This window comes from Vampirovibrio sp. (assembly GCF_041737375.1).
Taxonomy (GTDB): domain Bacteria; phylum Cyanobacteriota; class Vampirovibrionia; order Vampirovibrionales; family Vampirovibrionaceae; genus Vampirovibrio.
In genome coordinates this window covers 41789-58954 of record NZ_JBGSRV010000016.1, presented here as the reverse complement: position 1 = coordinate 58954, position 17166 = coordinate 41789, and the positions used below count along the sequence as shown (strand labels likewise).

General features: G+C 47.9%; 8 protein-coding genes. 1 reads left to right on the top strand and 7 read right to left on the bottom strand.

The features are described 5' to 3' along the window. Positions 1–657: calcium-binding protein (locus tag ACEW81_RS11180; RefSeq protein WP_373533069.1), on the top strand; the 657-nt coding region annotated here is incomplete at its 5' end. Between the two features lie 170 nt (positions 658–827). On the opposite strand, the gene ACEW81_RS11175 is transcribed toward ACEW81_RS11180, so the two are convergent. From ACEW81_RS11175 to ACEW81_RS11145, 7 genes are all read right to left on the bottom strand, one after another. Next, entirely contained in the window at positions 828–3860 is a 3033-nt protein-coding gene (locus ACEW81_RS11175) for a tetratricopeptide repeat protein (RefSeq protein ID WP_373533068.1), read from the bottom strand. Then, positions 3861–5183 carry an HlyD family type I secretion periplasmic adaptor subunit gene (locus tag ACEW81_RS11170; protein ID WP_373533067.1) on the bottom strand — a complete coding sequence of 441 codons (1323 nt, stop codon included), beginning with the start codon at positions 5181–5183 and terminating at the stop codon, positions 3861–3863. A 15-nt stretch (positions 5184–5198) separates the two neighbouring features. Further along, positions 5199–5537 carry a type II toxin-antitoxin system PemK/MazF family toxin gene (locus ACEW81_RS11165; RefSeq protein ID WP_373533066.1) on the bottom strand — a complete coding sequence of 113 codons (339 nt, stop codon included), beginning with the start codon at positions 5535–5537 and terminating at the stop codon, positions 5199–5201. Next, on the bottom strand, positions 5537–5779 hold the full coding sequence (locus ACEW81_RS11160) for an AbrB/MazE/SpoVT family DNA-binding domain-containing protein (RefSeq protein WP_373533065.1): 243 nt from the start codon (positions 5777–5779) through the stop codon (positions 5537–5539). Before ACEW81_RS11160 ends, ACEW81_RS11165 begins: the two co-directional genes overlap by 1 nt. A 75-nt stretch (positions 5780–5854) precedes the next feature. After that, positions 5855–7990 (bottom strand): peptidase domain-containing ABC transporter, encoded by a 2136-nt coding sequence (locus tag ACEW81_RS11155; RefSeq protein ID WP_373533064.1) that lies wholly within the window; start codon positions 7988–7990, stop codon positions 5855–5857. Positions 7991–7994: 4 nt separating this feature from the next. Then, positions 7995–9305 carry a TolC family protein gene (locus ACEW81_RS11150; protein WP_373533063.1) on the bottom strand — a complete coding sequence of 437 codons (1311 nt, stop codon included), beginning with the start codon at positions 9303–9305 and terminating at the stop codon, positions 7995–7997. A 172-nt stretch (positions 9306–9477) separates the two neighbouring features. Further along, entirely contained in the window at positions 9478–17160 is a 7683-nt protein-coding gene (locus ACEW81_RS11145; RefSeq protein WP_373533062.1) for a calcium-binding protein, read from the bottom strand. Positions 17161–17166 lie beyond the last annotated feature (6 nt).

The following is a 17166-nucleotide window of genomic DNA, read 5'->3' as shown; positions in this document are numbered from 1 at the left end:
AATGACACCTATCTAGTGGATACCACTACAGATGTGATTACCGAGAATTTGAATGAAGGCACGGATACGGTGCAATCCAGCGTGAGTTATGTCTTGGGGAATAATCTGGAGAACCTGACTTTAACCGGACCGGCTGTTATTAACGGTGTCGGTAATACCTTAAACAATCTGCTGACAGGCAATGGTTTAAACAACATCCTGAATGGTGCTACTGGAAATGATTCCCTTAATGGCAATGCGGGTAATGACACCCTGATTGGCGGTACTGGTAATGACTTTTATCTGTTCAAATTAAGTGATGGACGAGACTTGATTCAGGAAAATGATGCCACCGCAGGTAATGTAGATCGTGTGCAGTTCGATCGTTCTGTTGTGAAAGGCAAAATTGCTATTTTCAAAACTGGCAGTAATCTGGAAATCGCCTATCAGGGCAACACCACCGATAAGATTACTGTGCAAAATCATTTTACAACCGCTGGTCAAGTGGAACGTTTTGAACTCAGCACAGGCCAATACATGACCAATGCTGATGTGAATTTGGTCATTCAAAATATGACCAGCTATGCCAGCTCGCACGGCATTAGTATGAGCAACCTGAGTACGGTTCAAAATAACCAGGCACTACTGAATATTGTGGCCGCCGGTTTCCATAGTTAAAAACAGTTTTTCTATCATGCCAATAAGCATAGCCGCTAAAAGCTTTGCTTATTGTGTTGCCGGTGTGGCCTGAGTAAAGTAGGGTAGTGCCTCCCATTCCGCACTCGTGAGGAAGTCCAGAGGCTCAAACACTTTGGCGCTGCAGTTTGTTTGCCTCAATTGGCTGACTTTTATTGAAATAAAGGTTTCCCGGCACCCAAGCAGCTCACCACGCCCATTTTGGCTAACCATCCCACGGTGCGGTAAAAAACAGGGCTGCTCAGTGTGGAAAGTTGTTGGTGTAGCCTTTCTAGCGAGCAACCTCCTGAGGTTTCCAAGATTTGCAATAATTGTTCCATCACCACCAGCGGGCCCAATTCTTTTTCCGCCACTCGGTTCATGCTCAATCTCGTGGCAGAGATTAAACAGGATTTGTCTAAAAGCAAGACATGGGTTTGCGGGGTCAATGCATGGTTGGGATAGTTGGCAAACAAGCGATAGGGATCTTGCCGCAAGGGCGCTTCTGCCCCTGTCTGTAGCATGGCCCCAGACGCCTTGCGAATCTGGGCCAATTCCTGCCAGAGTTGTTGGTATTGAGTCAAAATCACCGGCCAGTCAAAGCGGGCCTGAGCGTCTTGTTGGCCTTGTGCCCCCAGTTGTTTTCGTAAAGCCAGATCGTTAATCAGGCGCACGTAAGCCTGTGTGCACGCTGGAATATCCACCGCAATGGATTGACTGGTTTTGCCAATATAAAGATCATACGAATCGTGTTGGGTGAGATATTGGTAGGCCAAGTCTTTCCCCATCCCAGGGCCTGGCATGCAAGTGGGAATTAAATACCCATCCAGTCCCTCTCGAATCGTTTCCCGGTACCCATCCCAATCACTGGCCACTACCGGCAAGCCCGCGGCTTTGGCTTCTAAGGGCGTTAAGCCAAAGGTTTCCTGAATGTTATCCGATAGAGACGTAAACACATCGGCAGCCGCCCAAATCTTCTCTCGGATGTCTGGCTTCCGCCCGTCCAACACAATCACGGCAACCGACGGGCACCAGAGCGCGGCCGCTTTTTCAAATTCAGCCTGAATGGCCGCATTGGCAAACCAGCCAGCTAAGAGTAACACCAGTTTCTTGCCCGTCTGTTGAGCGGCGGCTTCCAGAGAAACCATCATGGGATAAGGGTGGGCTTTGGCATGAAAACTCAAACGTCCCATAAATAAAAACACCACCGCCTCTGCCGGAATATTCAGCGTTTGCCGCAATTGCTGCCCCGCCTGCCGCTTAGCCTCCGTAGGGGCCAAAGCCGAGGCCTCAATGCCCAGCGGAATGACCGGTAATTGCACCGGGCATTTTAAGCTTTTACTCTGAAATCGCTCACGGAGATAAGCTTGGTATTCGCCCAAAACTTGCTCAACCATCGCTTTGACTGGATGAGAGGTACAGATTAACGCATCCCAAGGCTGGGTGGGCGCAGTCAATAATTCCCCAATGCTGTCCATCACCCGATCAGAAGCCGTGGTATGCGTAATGCCGCATAAACTATAGGCACTATTTGAAACCATGCGCCGTTGCCAGGCCCATTCTCCCAAACCTGGTCCAGGCAAAAACAAACACCCCGCCTCAGTCAATCCTGTTGAATCATTCGGCGAACTCCAATGGGCCGCTTTCTGTGAAAATTGTTGAACCTGCTGTGCAAATACTTTTTCGGTCGCAGGTAACAGCCCATAGCCATGCACCCGCTCAAACCCAGAGTGCTGACACCAGGCTTTTAAAAAACTTTCCCCCGCCGCTTGACGACCCATCAGTTTAGAACCGGTGGTGGAAAAGCCTTCAGGATGATAAAAAATCACTGGATTCACAGGCATTGTATCCCGGGCTGATTGAATCATCCGCTCCCTCATTACCCCTTGTAATGCCTGAGAGACCCCCTGAATCACTTCTTCCCAAGCTTGCCCGTATTCTTGACGGAACAAGCGCACGCTGGGATACCAGGGGGTGTCTGTCCGGTTTGAAAACCAACGCCACTCGGATCCACTGGGAAGTAAAGCCCAACAGGGAATGTTCAATGCACCGGCCAAATGCACCATGGCCGTATCCACTGAAATCAGCAAATCCATGTGTTGTAAAAGCGCTGCTGTATCGGCGAAGTCTCCCATCTCAGCATCCAGATTGTGAATCAGGCTTTCTAGTCCTGAGTCTTTCAAGGCAGCCACAGCAGGCCCTTTTTGAAAGCTGTAAAATTCACATCCGCTTTGAGTCAATAACGGGATTAGCAGGTTCAAGGAAATCGAGCGCTGGCGAGTCCCCACATCCGCATGGCCACTGGACCAAACCAGACCAATTCGTTTAGCCGAAATCGCTAGCGGCAATGTTTTATGCTGGAGGGGGAGGGGCTTTAAATAAGGGGTTTCATTGGGAATGTTCTCTAATGTCGTTCCCATCACCGCCGGTAAACTTAATAACGCACAATGGGTATCAAAAACAGGCATTGGTTGCTGAGGGCACACCACCTGATCCAGATAAGGCAAGGTCTGCATAAGGCGTTGAAGCGGTTGGGGGCATTCCAGGATTAACTGCCCGCCCGCTTTTTCAATGTGGGCTGCAAACCGGATAAATTGCAAGGTATCCCCAAACCCCTGCTCACTATATAACAGTAAAGTCTTACCTTGTAAGGATTCACCTTGCCATGCGGGTTGCACATAAGATCGTTGTAAGCGTGGCTCATAGGCAAAGCGACATTCATAAGCCCGAAACCCCGCCAATAAATCCCCCGTTTGCAAAAGGCACACTGCCCGGTCAAAGGGCGCATCCACCCGCTGTGGTTCTAAACGCAATGCGGCATCAAAACAGGCAATGGCTTTTTCAGGTTGCTGAAAATCCATATAGGTCAACCCCAGATTATAATGGGCCGCCGCAAAGTCTGGCTGCAGCATCAAAGCTTGTTTGAGGATTACAATGGCTTCATCCAACTGACCCAAAGCGCGCAACCCGCCCCCTAAATTGCTCAAGGCGGGTACATAATTTGCATCCAGGGTGAGTGCATTTCGATAAGCGGCAATGGCTGCTTTAATGTGCCCCTGGGTTCGTAAGGCCACCCCTAAATTGGTATAAGCAACCGCCGTAGGATGGGTCTGAATACAATGGCGGTATTCCGCAATCGCCTGGGTCAAGTCTCCGCGTTGGTGATACGTCAGCGCTTGCGCTAAAGAATCTTGCTGAACCACCATTTACCGCACGCTCATGCCTTCATCCAGATGTTTTATCAATGGATAAATAAAGAACTCGATAATCCGGCGCTGCCCCACTTTGACTTCCGCGGTCACACTCAGCCCTGAACTCAAGCGCTGAGTCTTTCCATCCACGGTAAGATCTGTTTTTAAAGGGCTTATTTGCAAGGTATACACCGGCCCCAGCTTTTGATCTTCTCGGGCATCTTTACTCACCTGCAGCACTTTGCCCGGAATAATCCCGTATTTCTGAAAATCATAGGTATCCACTTTAATGGCCACCGGCATGCCCGCTTTCACAAAGCCAATATCCTTATTGGCCACCGTGGCTTGCACGGTTAAAGGGGTATTCACCGGCACAATGGATAAGACTTTCTGAGCCGGAGTCACCACCCCGCCCAGGGTGTGAATAAATAATTCATGCACATACCCGTCCACCGGTGAAACCAGATTTTGGCGAGCATTTTTAAAGGACGATTCCTGGATATTGGCTTTCAGCTGGGTGATCTGTTTTTCCTTTTCTGAGAGCTCATTCAAGGTAGTGGATTTAAAATTCTGCCGCAAATAGGCCATCTCTTCCCGGGTTTGCCTTTGCTGAAAGCGCAGTTGCTCTAGTTCATGGGTTAAAGCGCTCAAGCGATGCTCTGCGGTCTGTACCTCATTCTGCACCCGTTCATACTCGTCTTTGGCGATAATGTCTTTCACCGCATCCAGCCGGACTTTTTTGGCCAGATTCAACCCCAGGCTCTCTTGCACCTGGCCCACTTCCACTTGTTTGCCTTGCAATTGCTGATCAATGCCGGATAGTGTTTGCACCTTGGCATCCAGTTGCTTTTCCAAAGCACTTAAAGACGCCGCATACAAGGCCGCTTGCGTCTCATCGCTGCTACGGTACCCCCCTCCCCCTTGTCCTGAAGCCGCTTTTAACCGGGCCTCCTCCGATTGCACATGGGCTAAACTCTGCTGGGCGCTTTGCAGCTGTGGAGCGGTGGCGGAGGGATCAATCACCACCAGGGTCTGCCCTTTTTTCACATAATCGCCTTCTTTCACCAAGAGTTGGCTGACTACCCCGCCGTTCAAAGGCTGAATCAGCTTCACTTCCCCCTGAGGCAGCACTTTGCCCCGGGCAGAAACCACCACATCCACTTGCCCGAACATGGACCACAGCAGGAAAAAGGCAAATACCGCCATCACCAGCCAAAAGGTCAGCGCCCCCAATGGATTGCCCGGGTCGCTTTCGATTTCCGCCAGAATGGGCTGAAACTCATGGGCATCGTTGGATGAATCTGGCTTGTTGGAGGGTTTAAGCAATCTCAACGGCATTCTAAATAGTCCTTCTTACACCGTAAACATTTCAACCAGAACCTGGCCCAGCTTAATAGCTGTTTTGTCATCCACCGCACCCCAATGCTCCACCAAACGAACCTTATCCACCGCCCGCATTTGATCTAGCACCACCTCTCCCCGCTTGCGACGAAAAGTCAGTCCCACCCGAGACGGATACCCCCGAACCGTGCTGGTCAGGGGCGCAATAATCACTGTTTTTAAGGGGCGGTTCATCTCATCCGGGGAGATGACCACGCAAGGACGCACCTTTTGAATCTCAGCACCCACGGTGGGATCCAAATTCACCAGATACACCTCAAAACGACGGGGCGAATGGTTGGATTTGCTCATTACCAAGTCCATTCATCCTGATCAAATTCATTTGAAAAGGTGTCCGGTAAAATTAAAGGCTCTTTCTTAACACCCTGAAATCCACGCTCCCAATCGGCTCGCACCCCCCGCACCGGGGCAATCACCAACCGGTTGTTTTCCACCGTTAATTCCACCGCCGTTTCAAAGCCAATCTCATCAATAATGGCCTTGGGAATGCGAATCCCCTTGGAATTGCCGATTTTTTGTAATTTTGCTTTCATACCCAAAAAGATCCTGCATTAGAAGGCTTACCATGCCATGTTATCACATTGTAATTACATTTCAAGGGGCTCCCCTTAAGCAATCTCAACGGCATCATCCACCCCCGCAGTCTCTTGTTCCTGCTGAGAGGCCAGCATATGGTAATAGCCTCGCTTCAGCATCAGTTCGGTATGCGTGCCTGATTCCACAATCTGTCCTCGATCCATCGCCAGAATGACCTGGCAATCCCGCACCGTGGACAAGCGGTGCGCAATAATAAACACGGTGCGCCCTTGCTTAATCTTGGCCAGATTATTCTGAATAATGCGTTCCGATTCATAATCCAAAGCAGAGGTGGCTTCATCGAAAATCAGAATCCGGGGATTGGTAATCAAAGCCCGGGCAATGGCCACCCGCTGGCGTTGCCCGCCCGATAGAGTCGAACCCCGCTCCCCCACCAGCGTGTCATAGCCTTCTGGCAATTCCTTGATAAAATCATGCGCCCCTGCCACTTGTGCGGCTTGAATGATTAGCTCAATGGAAGCATCTGGGCGGGGCAAGGCAATGTTTTCCCGAATGGTCCCAGAAAATAAATAATTCTCCTGCAACACCACCCCAATGTGATTGCGCAACCACAACGGATTCATATGCCGACTGTCCACATCGTCCACATAAATGGCCCCTTCTTGCGGCAGGTACAAGCGCTGAATTAGTTTGGTAATGGTACTCTTTCCACTGCCTGATCGGCCCACCAAACCAATGCTACTGCTGGGAGGCACGTTGAAACTCACCTCGCTCAACACATTGGGCGTGTCTAACCCATAGCGAAAGGAAATCTTCTCAAACCGCACTGAGCCTTGTAATTGAGGCAAGGTAATGGCTTGGGCCGATTGCACTTCCACCGGATGATTCAAAATATCCCCCAGCCGGTCCACCGCCAGCAAGGTCTGCTGAAACTCATGCCATAACCCTACCAAGCGCAAAATGGGATTGGTAAGCTGGTTGGAAAACATCTGAAAAGCAATCAGTTGGCCCACGGTCATCTGGTTGTTAATCACTTGCTTGACCCCAAAATACAGAATGGCAATGGTCATGGCCTTCTGCAACAAGTTAGAAATGGCTTTGGCCCAATTATTGACGTTATTAAGCTTGAAGCTGGATTGAATATAAGTCCCCAGATAATCTTCCCATTTCTTTTGCATCGATCCTTCAATGGCCAGGGATTTTACGGTTTGCACCCCAGTCACCGTTTCCACCAGATAGGAATTGGATTGCGCCCCCATCTGGAACTTCTCTTCCAGCCGGGACCGAAACACCGGGGTCACCCCGATATACAGCAAGGCGATTAAGACAATAAAGCCCAACACCATTAAGGCCAGCTTCCAGCTGTAGAGGAGCATCATGGCAAAAAACACCACCGAAAATAAAGTATCGATAATTACCGAAACCGATTTATTGGTAATGAAATCCCGGATGTTATCCAGCTCTCGAATCCGGGAAACAATATTCCCTACCTTCCGGGATTCAAAATACATAAAAGGCAAGCCAAACAAATGCTTGAACAGCTTGGCCCCCAGCTTGGCGTCAATTTTATTGGCAGTGTGCGTAAAAATATAATTGCGACTTAAATTGAGCAGAAACTCAAAGATCATCACCGCCAAAAAAGCCACCCCCAATACATCCAGGGTGGTCATGGCATGGTGTACAATCACTTTGTCTAAAATAACCTGAGTGAATAAAGGGGTAATCAGCCCAAAAAGCTGAATCACAAAGGACCCCAGCAACACTTCCCCAATGATCCGCTTGTAATGCAAAATTTCCTTAAAAAACCACTGAAACCCAAATTTAATTTGAGCGGTCATTAACTTGTGCTTCAGCACAATGACCGTCCCCGTGCTGTGAGCCACTAGGTCCGTATAAGTCATTTCCTCAGGCTGCTTGTTTTCCGGGCGGAAAATCAGCAGTTTTTGAGCAGGCGGGTTCAACTTCAGCAGTACCGCATAACCTCCATCATTCAGTTGCACAATGGCCGGCAACGGATATTGCTGTAGTTGTGAAACATGCAAGCGCTTGGCCTTGCTGGTAAACCCCTGGTGCTTTAAAATACGCACCATTTCAGCAACCGTTAACTCCGCTTCGGTTAACCCGTATTCTCGAACCAGCGCCCGGGTGTCAATGGATATCTGATTTAATTTTCCAGCCAACTCGATACAAATTAATCCCGTTTGCATGGCCTTATCCTTCCGCCAAAATTTGTAGCTTTTTCAAAGCCGCCATCTGTTCAATCAAGGCCTTTTCTGCTGCCATCTGTTGTTGCCCCCGACTCAGTTGAGCCTGAATTTCCTGGGTGGCATCCACCACCTGATTCTCAGTTAAGCGCGCCACCAATTGCAATTTATCCTGAGCGCTGTTTAACACAATCACCTTGGTCTTCAAACTCACCAAGCGCCCGCTCACCTGAGTCTGGTACAAATCAGCCTGCTGTTTCAATTGAGCCAGCTTTTCGGCTTTTTGTAAGCGCAGTTTTTCTTGTTCTAACTGCGCTTTTTGTAACTGCCCCCGGGTCTTGAAGCCATCAAAGAGGGGCATGGCCACATTTAAGCCCAAAGAAATGGTACGCTGAGACAAGCCGGTAATGGCTTTGCCCGGCCGATCCGGGTCAAACCCGTATAAATTGTAATAAGAATACAAGGACACCTGGGGCAAAGCTTGACGACGCAATAGCTCCATCTCCGCTTGTTTGGCCCGAATCTGGGCATCGTACTGCTGGGCCTCGGGACTGTGGGAGAGAGAAATGCTCAGGGTCTGCGCTTCGGGGTCACCAGTAAAATCAGACAGGGTGGTGGTTTCAGGATCGTAGTCCATTTGGGTGAAATAACTGAGTTGCTCGAGTTCCTCGGCCAACTGGGCCCGGTGCCCTTGAATGGCGTCCAGGGCTTGGGCCACTTGCATCGCCTCTTGGGCCACATCCACCCGAGACTGGGTGCCTGCTTCATACAAGCGCTTTTTCAACTGGTACCCCCGCTGGGCTAACTTTAATAAATCCGACTGGCCCTGCAATTGCCGGTAACTGATTAATGCTTCTGCGTACAAATCCACCAGCTTCAGCCGCAAATCCCGGAAGGTTTGAAAATAAGTGGCCCCCTTGGCTTGGGTTTCTGCCTGAGCCATCCGCAGACGTCGTTGACGGGCTCCAAAATCGAGTATCGTGTACTGACTGCTAAGACCCAAAGAATTTTGGTAGCGAGTGCCTGAGGGAATAATAGAAGATCCCACCGCCACCACCGGCTGCGGCGTTTTTTCCAGATCTTTTAAATATTCCGTGTTGAAATTGGCTTTAAGGGTGGGGAAGTAATCCGCCTTCACAATCCCTTCACCCGCTTTGCCAATCTGAATGTCCAAATGCGCAATCTGCAAAGCAAAAGAACGCTCCACCGCTTGCTGGGTCACCGATTCCAGGCTCAAAGATTCCGCTTGGGCCGGTAAAATGGGCAGCATGAAAAAAGCCAACAGAACGGACCCAAAGCCCCAGTGTTGTAATCTCAACGGTTACTTTCCTTCTCTGGTAAAGCGGGGAATTTCCACGTGTTTTGAGTTGAGGTTAATTTTATCACGCATGCCACCCGTGCTCCAAACCAATATAACGCCAAATTTACAGAAACGACCGGCTTCTCTCTGTGGAGAAGCCGGTCGTTCGTTGAGGTGATTAATTGACCAATTAACTCTGCCAGCCGCCATTGACGATGGCCACTAGGTTGGCATCCGCTTTCACATCATCCAGGCTGGTGAGTGAAATGCTGTTTGCCGCGGCATAACTGGCCATATCAGACAGGATCTGGTTGACATCCGCATCGCTCATGTATTGCCCGTTACTCAGTTCAAAACGCTCCACTGCGGTACTGGAATTATTTTGGCCTTGTACGGTTATCAGATCCCCGCTGCTATTGGTATAGCCAATCTGCAGCTCTCCCGCTCCAGTCTGGTAAAACACCACACTGGATAAGCTCACCGAGCTATCAAAGAGCATGGTATCGCTGTTGCCAGAGTCTTGAATGATATCCTGACCATCGCCTTGAGCAAAGATATAAGTGTCATTGCCACCGCCACCCTGGAGAGTGTCGTTGCCCGTAGCACCAATGAGCGTGTCATTACCCGCTCCAGCCTCTAAAGCGTTGTTTATACTATTGCCAGTTAAAACATTATCCAGGCTATTGCCAGTGCCATTGAACGCCAGATTACCTATTAGCGTTAAATTTTCCAGATTACTACTTAAGCTATAGGCAGCCGCGGTGGAGATAACCGTATCCGATCCTTCACCACTCTCTTCAGTTACTAGATCACCAGTCAAATTGACATAATAGGTATCATCGCCAGTACCACCAATTAATGTATCTATCCCCAGCCCACCATCAAGAGTGTCATTGCCAGAATCACCCAATAAGGAGTTGGCAGATACATTGCCCGTAAGATAATTAGCTAAGCTATTCCCGGTACCGACCAGCGCTTCATTACCAGTCAAAATCAGATTTTCAACATGATTACTTAAGGTATAGCTAACGCTGGACTCAACCGTATCCATTCCTTCACTAGTGTATTCGGTAATTACATCTAAAATATTGTCGATGTAATAATAATCATCCCCGCTACCACCTACAAGCGTGTCATTACCAATCCCTCCAAAGAGGGTGTCATTTCCAGCACCGCTGGATAAAATGTTGTTTCCATCATTAGCATAAAGGAAATTATCTAAGCTGTTACCGGTCCCATCAATATGTGCTTCCCCAGTTAATACAAGGTCTTCAACATTGGCATTCAAACTGTAGGTGACGCTAGTTTCTACGACATCATGACCTTCATCGGCAGCTTCGCTCACGGTATCATTGCTACTCTCAACAACATAATAATCATCACCGTTGCCACCTGAAAGCGTGTCATTACCAGCCCCACCGTCCAACAAGTCATTACCGTCGCCACCCGATAGAGAATTGGCCCCCGTATTGCCCAACAAATAATTGTCAAGACTATTTCCAGTACCGTTAATGTTACTACTTCCCGTTAAGGTGAGGCCCTCAAAATTGGCTCCCAAAGTATAAGTAATACTGCTTTGCACAGTGTCAAAACCAGCATCAGCGTTTTCACTTACAACATCGTTAGTATTATCCACCACATAGTCATCATCACCTAAGCCGCCTGCCATAGTATCATTTCCAGTTCCACCATCCAGGATATTACGACTTGCGTTACCAATGAGTTCGTTATCGAAGGTATTTCCCGTGGCATTGAGGGTAGCTGCACCTATTAAAGTTAGATTTTCAAAATGCTCACCTAATGTATAAGAAATAAAGCTCTGAACCGTATCCGTTCCTTCACTGGCGTTTTCAATGGCAACATCGCCCACACTGTTGATTAGATAGGTGTCATTCCCACTGCCGCCCGCAAAGGTATCTTCACCGTCTTCACCAATCAGAATGTTATTACCGCTATTGCCAGTCAATAAATTATTCAAAGCGTTCCCAGTACCATTCAAATCTGAAGATCCAGTCAACGTTAAGTTTTCAACATCATTCCCCAATGTATAACTAATACTAGCTTGAACCGTATCAATGCCTTCATCCGTCAGCTCAGTCACTATATCGTTGACCGAGTCTACCGCATGCACATCATCACCAGTGCCGCCTACTAAGGTATCGCTGCCAGCACCACCGTCTAGCGTGTCATTTCCCTCAGCGCCCACCAATGAATTGTCACCGCTGTTACCAACCAGGAAATTGTCCAGCGTATTACCGGTGCCATTAATCGCCAAAGAGCCGGTTAAATCTAAATTCTCAAGGTGGTCTCCCAAACTGTATGAGAAATGAGCCTGAACCGTATCGATGCCTTCTGACGCATTTTCAGTCACCACATCCGCCATGCTGTTCAACACATAGGTATCGTTACCCAGGCCACCCAAGAGTGTGTTATTACCAGCAGCACCATCCAAAATATTATTACCGCTATTCCCGGCTATAGTATTGTCCAGACTGTTACCGGTGCCATTAATATTGCTAGCTCCAAGTAAAGTCATATTTTCAAGCTGACTGCCCAACGTGTAAGAAACTTTAGCTTGTACTGTATCGGTGCCTTCCGATGCATTTTCAGTAACTACATCAAAAATAGAGTCGACAATATAGACATCATCGCCTACACCACCAATCAGGGAATCTGTGCCGACCCCACCGTCCAGGGTATCATGGCCCGAGCCGCCAGTCAGGGTATTGTTTCCTGTATTACCGATTAAAACGTTATCAGACCCATTACCGGTTCCCGTTAAGTTTGAAGTCCCGGTCAATATCAAATTTTCAAGCGGAGTGCCGAGAGTATAACTGATGCTACTTTGAACAGTATCTACGCCCCCATCAGCATTTTCTGTAATGACATCGCCAACCACATTAACGACAAAAAAATCATCCCCTAAACCGCCCACCAGGGTATCATTCCCGGTTCCGCCATCTAAGGTGTCATTGCCCGCCGCACCCGTTAAAGAGTTATTGCCTGTGTTCCCAATTAGCAAGTTGTTCAGCGTGTTTCCTTTACCCGTCAAATTGGTGGCCCCGGTTAATGTCAAATTCTCGACATGATTCCCTAACGTATAACTAATACTCGCTTGTACGGTATCAATGCCTTCATCCCCATTCTCAGTCACCACATCGCCAACCGCATTGACCACCAAGGTGTCATTACCCAAGCCACCAATGAGAGTATCGTTACCCGTTCCACCATCCAGCGTATTATTTCCACCATTGCCGGTGATGAAGTTATTTAGCGTGTTTCCTGTGCCAGTTAAATTAGCAACACCTGTTAAAATCAAATTCTCAACGTTAGTGCCCAGGGTGTAATTCAAACTGGCTTGTACTGTATCAGTTCCAGCACTGGCCGCCTCGGTAACCACATCTCCAGTCGCATTGACTCCATAGGTATCGTTTCCAGTGCCCCCTACCATCGTATCATTTCCGGTTCCACCGATTAAAATATTGTTTCCGGTATTCCCGGTGATTGAATCGTTGCCGGAGCCCCCCGTAGCATTCTCAATGATATTGCTGGTCCAATTGACTTTATGAACGCCACTGAGAATTTCATTTCCCGTTCCTGCCACTAAATTAATGGTGAGATTGGTGCTGACACCCGATAAATCAGCGGTATCCGTTCCGGCACTGTCCGCAATAGAGTCAGTTCCCCAGTTATTGTTAAAGCGATAGATATCGTCTCCTGCTCCACCTGTCAAAGTATTATTGCCCGTATTAGCAGTCAATACATTATTCAAGGTATTACCAGTCGCTGTGTGGCTGCCCGTTCCGGTTAGGGTTAAATTCTCAACATCAGAACCCAGAGTGTAGCTAAAACCAGCTTGAACCGTATCAGTGCCTTCGTTGCTATATTCAATAACGCTGTCATTTATCGTATCTAAAACGTAAGTATCATTGCCCAATCCGCCATAGATAGTATCGTTCCCAGAACCACCGTATAATGTGTCATCACCGCCCTCACCAAATAGGTAATCATTGCCTGCTTTACCCCAATAAGTCTCTGCATAATCCGATCCCTGAAGGGTATCATCTGCGGTAGTGCCTAATAGTTGAAGACGATTGGCAATATCATTACTGGTAATAATCGTATTGTCAGCAAGCTTAATCGTAAATGTTTCCCAAGTAGAAGCACTGTAGAGCTTAATGGCATCAGACGTATTGGCAATGGAAACCGTCAATTCACTAAAATAATTGGTGCTAAAGATCAAATCCTCTTCGGCGATACCCGCCCCAAACTCAATGACATTCAAGCCTTCGGAATCATTAATCTCATCCTGCCCGTCGCCTAAGTTGAACATGTAAGTATCATTGCCAGAACCGCCACTCAAGAAATCGTTGTCTAATCCACCAACAAGGGTATCTTGACCATCCCCAGAAGATAAAGAGTCACTTCCTGCTTGTCCGAAGTACTGACCATTTCCGGTCCCGCCAGATAATTCATCATCCCCGTCACCGCCTTCTACAGTATCGTTTCCATGACCACTGTAAATATAATCGTTACCCGCCCCACCCAATAAATTTTCTGCGTAATCGGAGCCACTTAAACTGTCATCTCCACTGGTGCCAAGAACCTGTAACCGCTCCATAATTTGAGCGTTAGTGATTATCGTGTCATCATTCAGTTTAATAGAAACCGTGTTGCCATCCAACGCATTGTAGAGGCTCATTGAATCAGAGGTGTTGGCAATGGAAATTTGCAGAGAGTTGGTAGGTCCATTGCTGAAAATCAAATCCTCTTCGGCGATACCGGCCCCAAATTCAATGAAATTCAAGCCTTCTGCATCATTGATCTCATCTTGCCCGTCGCCTAAATTGAACACGTAAGTATCATTGCCAGAACCGCCACTCAAGAAATCGTTGTCTAATCCACCAGCAAGGGTATCTTCACCATCCCCAGAAGATAAAGAGTCATTTCCTGCTTGTCCGAAGTACTGCCCATTTCCGGTCCCTCCAGATAAGTCATCATCCCCGTCACCGCCTTCTACAGTATCGTTTCCATGACCACTGTAAATGTAATCGTTACCCGCCCCACCCAATAAATTTTCTGCGTAATCGGAGCCACTTAAACTGTCATCTCCACTGGTGCCAAGAACCTGCAACCGCTCCATGATTTGAGCGTTAGTAATAATCGTGTTATCACTCAGCTTGATAGAAACGGTGTTATCATCCAACTCATTGTAGAGGCTCATGGAATCAGACGTGTTGGCAATGGATATTTGTAGGGAGTTGGTAGGCCCATTGCTGAAAATCAAGTCCTCTTCAGTAATCCCCGCCCCAAACTCAATGACATTCAAGCCTTGTGAGTCGTTGATCTCGTCCTGCCCATCGCCTAAGTTAAACCGGTAAATATCATTACCAGAACCGCCATAAATTGTATCGTTACCGATACCACCTTCCAAAATATTGTGACCCGGTGCTGGCCCGGAAAGTGTTAGATAATCATCACCCGCACCACCGATAAGATGGTTTGAGCCATTGACCCCATCCAGAGTATCATTACCACTTCCACCATCTAGAGTATCGTTGCCGTCCCCTCCATACAGAGAATCATCACCGTCTTCGCCATTGATAATATCGTTACCCACGTCACCATCAACGGTATCATTGCCCATACCCGCATTGATAGAATCAGAGCCAAATCCGCCGTTAAGGGTGTCATCGCCATCCCCGGCATTCATGACATCTCCCAAACGAGTTCCCGTTAAATTATCAGCAGAGCTGGTACCATTGATAATTGCGGTGGCTAGTAAATTAGCGGTATCAATCACCGTACCGTCACCGGTGATGAGGTATTCAACATTCCCATCACCCAAACTACTGTCAAGTGCGTTCACAATGGTAATTTGTCCATTGCTGCCATCATTAATAGAAATCACCAAATCTTCAGCAGTGCTGCCTTCACTAAAACTCAAGTCATTGGCAGTGATGCCGGCACCAAAAACAATGGTATCCAGCCCTCCATCCAAAGTGTCTGATAAAAAGCTATTGCCTTCGCGAATTATATCTTGGCCGTCTCCAGCGTTAAAAATATAGGTATCATTTCCCTGATGGCCCACCAAGCTGTCATTGCCAGTACCACCCACAAAAATGTCATCGCCATAGGTGCCTTGCAAGGTATCATTGCCCGCTTTGCCATCCAGGTACAAAGCACGAGTATCTTGTGTTTGATGTCCACTTCCTTCATCCCAGGTACCTGAACCTGCAGAGCCTATGGTTTCATCACTAGACGAACCATTCACAATTACTTTTTCGGCGGTATCAATCGCAAATTGAAAATCATTTCCCAAGTCAGCCATTGCCTGATAAAAATCCAGATAATTACTGAACGGGATTAAACCTAAACCGCTTAAAGCTCTAGAAAACTGGGCGGCAGCTTGAATAGCAGCACTTTCATTGGTTACGGCCAAGGTTTCAATCATTTGGGTAACAGCGGAAATGTTATAGTTATACCCCTCAGACTCGGCGTTCCATTCCCAGTAAGTGGCATCAAAGTAATCCTTGAGCTGGGTTTGCGCCATAAGTTCACCATACAGGTTCTCAGCCAAAGCATAATAGCCTTGAGAGAGATAACCGGCTGGTACAGTCCCGATAAATTCTGAGGCTCCACCAACCCCCCTATCAAACTGGCGACCTTGAAATTCTTCCATAATATAGGCGTGCGTATCCAGCATCAAGCCACCCCGGGTAATTTCATTGGTGATGGCCACCCCAGTCCACTTGGATAAAATTTGGTCCAGCAAGCCATTTTGAGTGGCCGTATTCGTCGATGCGATAAAAGCTTCCACCAGATCCTGCAAATCGCCACTGGTATCCAAGGCCATTGCGTCTTGCAAGTTATAGACATTGCCAGTACCCAGCACCTTGGGCAGCGCGCCAATCTCTTCAGGAATCGTAACTAAGGTGATTGGTTCTGAGATTTTAGAATTCCGCAGAAAATTATAATCCCCCATCTGGGCCGTAGTGCCATCTGTTTTGGTGTAAGAGCCTAAGGCGACCTGGGTGTTGCCATTTTCATCCACGGTGTTGGTTTGAGTGTTGGCTAAGCTCAAGGAAGTAATGCCCGCTTCTGCCAAGGTAATGAGGGTGCCGTCCCCTTTCAGGATTCTAAGTTGCGCGAAATTGAGGTCGTTGATATCCACCACCCCATCCAGGTTGCTGTCATAATCGGCCAGCGCTTGATACCCATCGGTGGCAGTACCGCCGCCACTGAGCGCAGTGTTATCCCCAAAAATCTCATTGCCATTATCGATAGTGCCGTTGCTATCCTTATCCACCGCCAGAATGCCATCGTTAGCATCCACCCAGTTGGTGAGCTCAGCAAAGCCATTGTTATCATGATCAAACAAAATGGCGTTTTCATAATTGGTAGTTTTAATACCATCCCCATTAAGATCCAACAGCAAAGGATCTCCCTTATCGGGTGCGGAATCCGCCAGTTCAAAATACCCTCCGCCTCCTGTGGGAAAACTGTTTTTAGGCGCGGTACCCGTAGGATCAAAATTGCTGGAAGGGGTTAAAGGAGCAACTGGCAATGGGAAAAATTGGCTGCCATTAATAAATCCAGGCGTTTGGCCGGGAACTGGTTTTGTCCCTAACTCAGAAGGCTCTTCCGCAAATCCGGCTGCTCCAGCGAGCACAAGAATTGCAGCACCCCCTACTACTACTGGTATTAACGGAACTTCAAATATAAATACTAAAATACCCCCCACCACTAAAACTGTTGGAGCGGTTTTTCCTGCATATTCAATAGATGTTGCAATAGTATCACCCATATTAAGAATGTGAGCTCTTCCATCACCATAAGTTGTTACGTCACCTTGTTGGCTCAATCCAGACATTTAGTT